Source organism: Candidatus Similichlamydia epinepheli, from assembly GCF_003056015.1.
This window is the reverse complement of the sequence record NZ_PPEU01000075.1, coordinates 1-3,426: the sequence shown is the minus strand read 5'-3', so window position 1 is coordinate 3,426 and position 3,426 is coordinate 1. Positions and strand designations below refer to the sequence as shown.

5 protein-coding genes and 1 pseudogene are annotated in these 3,426 nt (G+C 41.8%); all 6 read right to left on the bottom strand.

The genetic code is table 11. The annotated features are described in order from the left end of the window. Positions 1-133 precede the first annotated feature (133 nt). Positions 134-514 carry a 30S ribosomal protein S13 gene (gene rpsM, locus GCCT14_RS04010; protein WP_108624333.1) on the bottom strand — a complete coding sequence of 127 codons (381 nt, stop codon included), beginning with the start codon at positions 512-514 and terminating at the stop codon, positions 134-136. 24 nt (positions 515-538) lie between these two features. Next, positions 539-1,897, bottom strand: a complete 1,359-nt coding sequence (secY, locus tag GCCT14_RS04005) for a preprotein translocase subunit SecY (RefSeq protein ID WP_108624332.1) — start codon at positions 1,895-1,897, stop codon at positions 539-541. Positions 1,898-1,958: 61 nt separating this feature from the next. Then, positions 1,959-2,408, bottom strand: a complete 450-nt coding sequence (rplO, locus tag GCCT14_RS04000; RefSeq protein WP_108624331.1) for a 50S ribosomal protein L15 — start codon at positions 2,406-2,408, stop codon at positions 1,959-1,961. Continuing rightward, positions 2,405-2,893 carry a 30S ribosomal protein S5 gene (gene rpsE / locus GCCT14_RS03995; RefSeq protein ID WP_108624330.1) on the bottom strand — a complete coding sequence of 163 codons (489 nt, stop codon included), beginning with the start codon at positions 2,891-2,893 and terminating at the stop codon, positions 2,405-2,407. Before rpsE ends, rplO begins: the two co-directional genes overlap by 4 nt. A 21-nt stretch (positions 2,894-2,914) precedes the next feature. Beyond that, complete coding sequence (gene rplR, locus GCCT14_RS03990) at positions 2,915-3,289, bottom strand: 50S ribosomal protein L18 (protein ID WP_108624329.1); 375 nt, start codon at positions 3,287-3,289, stop codon at positions 2,915-2,917. A gap of 34 nt (positions 3,290-3,323) precedes the next feature. Then, positions 3,324-3,426, bottom strand: a pseudogene (rplF, locus tag GCCT14_RS03985) (50S ribosomal protein L6); the annotation flags it as partial.

Sequence of the window (3,426 nt, the reverse complement as noted above, 5' to 3'; positions counted from 1 at the left end):
TGCTGCTTTCTTCTAGTCCTTAAAATGCCTTTCTTGCTTCCAGACTTAGTTGATGATCCTGAATCTTGTTTATTCAAATTTTATCTCCTCCAGAAGACTCATACTCGAACACGTCACCATAACCATGTATTAATTACTTAACGGCCTTCTTTTTATTCGCAACAGTCTTCCTCTTTCCCTTACGAGTCCTTGCATTCGTTTTTGTCCTTTGACCACGAACAGGAAGACCAAGACGATGTCTGAGACCACGATAAGAACGAATGCTCATCAATCTCTTAATGTCATTCTGAATGTTTCTTCTTAGGTCACCCTCAACAAGATATTCACCACTTTGAAGCAGAGAATTCAGTTTAGCTATTTCAATCTCAGACAAATCTTTTACTTTAGTACTACGATCAAGACCCAACCTCTCAGTAATTTTTCTAGCAAGAGCAGGCCCGATACCATAGATATAAAGCAGGCTAATTTCCACCCTTTTCTCATTAGGGATATCAACCCCCACAATTCTAACCACGAGCAAACTCCTCTTCCAATAAAATTATCTCAATCGAGGACGAGACGGACTTAATACCTCTTCATACTTCTGCATCGTTAAGTAGCCACTTACCTGACGTGAAGTGTCCAAAATCACACCAACTAAAATCAACATAGACGTACCACCAAAGAAATAGCTAATACTATGATCTACGCTAAACAAAGCACCTATTAACTGGGGGAACGTTGCCAGAACGATCAAAGAAACTCCACCAATAACAGTTAAGTTACACATCGTTTTTTCTAAATATCTTTGCGTCTGCAAGCCTTGACGAACAGCAGGAATAAACGCACCACCTTTCTTCATGTCAGAGGCCAACTGATCCGCATGAAACTGAGTCAGTGTCCAAAAATAGTTAAAAAAGAAAATTAATACGGAATACAATCCCATGTAAACCCAAGACCCAGGAGACAAATAACTTGTAAAAACTGTCTCTTTCCCAAGAAGCTGAGTCACAGTCAAAGGAAGCATCAAAATTGAAGAGGAAAAAATAACAGGCATCACACCTGAATGATTTACCTTGAGCGGCAAAAAAGGTCTTCTATGTCCGCTTGCACCATCGTAATCCTTGCGAGCATATTGCAAATCAAGCCTTCTCTCAGCCTGTGTCAAAAATATACAGCCAAGTAGTACTAAAACAAAAACTCCAGCAAGCAGAACAAGAGAAACAATCCCTAAATCACCAGGATCAGATGAATCAAGATTGAGATGTCCAATGATGGTGGTCAAAGTTTTAGGGAATGCGGAAACAATTCCAGCAGAAATAACCAAACTTGTCCCAACCCCAACACCTTTATCGGATATCTGCTCCCCAAGCCACATAATCGTCAAAGTCCCACATGTCATCGTAGCGATAAACAACAAGTAAAACAAAACGTGACATCCGAAAAAAGTCACAGATAAAACCTTAGCAGATACTACTCCGGGATACGCATGATTAATTTTCAGAGCATATCTTGCAAAAACCCCAGACTGAAAAACAGCCAAAAAAAGAGTCAAATAACGCGTCCATCTTGCCAACTTTGGCCGAACATAATCAGCATTTTCACGAAAGTCTCTTTGCAGTCCTGGGAAAAGAGTAACAGCCAACTGTAACATGATTGATGCAGATACATAAGGCAACACCCCTAAAGACCCAATGGTCATTTGGGCAAATGCACCACCGGAAAAAATGTCCATTAACTGAAAAAGACTTTGACCAACATGCGTAGCTTTTCGAAAGTAAGTCAGCGCAATTTCACCATTTACACCAGGAACAGGGACAAAGGACGTCAAACGGCAAATGAAAAGCAAAAAGGCCGTAAAAAGCATCCTGCGCCTCAACTCTTGATTCTGAATCAGAGCACGAAAGAAAGAAAACATCTAAAAAGAATCCCAAAGGGAATTAAATCCTAACCAAAAAAATAACAGAACCGAACGCAACTTAAGAGCAATCCTCTGCATACTTGATTCCTTTGTTATCCAACTTGGCACGAACAGAACTAGAAAACTTACATGCTACAATGAAAACTTTCTTTGTTAACTCTCCACGCCCAAGGATCTTCAACCCATGACTAGGACCAGAGAAAAATCCTTTATCTCTCAATGAAGAAAGGCTGACCTCTTCTCCGTCCTTAAACAAAACATCAATTTGATCAAGGTTAATTGTATCAAAAACCTTCACCAGATCTCCTCGACCAAAACCTCTCTTGGGGAATCTTCTGAAAAAAGGTAAGTTTCCACCTTCATTCCCCACACGTCTTTTGTACCCAGAACGACTTCCTGCACCTTTTGTTCCACGCCCACAAGTAGTGCCACGACTTCCATTCCCACGGCCAACACGAACCTTCTTTTTGCGAGGACAAATAGATGCCAATTCAAATAATTCTATCATGCAGCACCCTTATTTCTTCTCAACCGAATTGATTCAACACGATTTCGAAATCTCCTCAATGCTCTAAATGTAGCATGAACCTGATTAGACTTATTGTTAGAACCATACAACTTGGCTACAGCATCACGTATTCCTGCTAGTTCAAGTATGTTTCGCACACATGATCCGGCAATCAATCCAGTTCCAGGTTTAGCTGGTTTAATCATGACAACTGTCCCATCCCATCTCACACGGACAGCATGCGGAACAGTCCCACCTTCTCTTTCAAACTCAATCAGATTCCTCTTAGCAAGCTCACCACCTCTTCGAATGCAATCAGAAAGTTCATTAGCCTTAGACATGGCAAAGCCAACTCTTCCATCTCCATTTCCAGCAACGACAACAGCAAAGAAACTAAAACGACGACCACCCTTAACAACTTTCGAACAGCGACCGACAAAGAGCACACGCTCCTGAAGCGCAACTTTTTCCTTGTCTTTAGACATAGAACCCAAACCCCTCAAAACCTAAAATTGCAAACCTGCAACACGTGCAGAATCTGCGAGTGCCCTGATCAGACCATGATACGCACGATGCCCTCGATCGAATACAACTTTAGAAACACCAATAGCAAGAGCAGATTCAGCAATAGCTCGGCCAATAGACTCGGCAGAGGCCTTGCCTTTGCCATTCGGAAATATCTTCTTCATTTGAGATGTCATCGTAGAAGCCGAACAAAGAACCCTTCCTGAAGCATCATCAACCAACTGTACAGACAAATGACGATTGCTCTTAAAAACGCTCAGTCTGGGATACGATCCACCAACCTTTTTAACTTTTTTCCGAACGCGAAAGGCCCTAGCACGACGACAACGAACTTTTTGCCTCTGTTGACTTTCCACACATCCTCCTCAAGAGCTTAGCATCCACAAGAAGCTACTTCTTCTTACCTGCCTTTCCTGCTTTTCTTCTCAAAATTTCGCCCACATAACGCACACCCTTGCCTCTATACGGCTCAGGCTTTCTCATCGCTCTAATT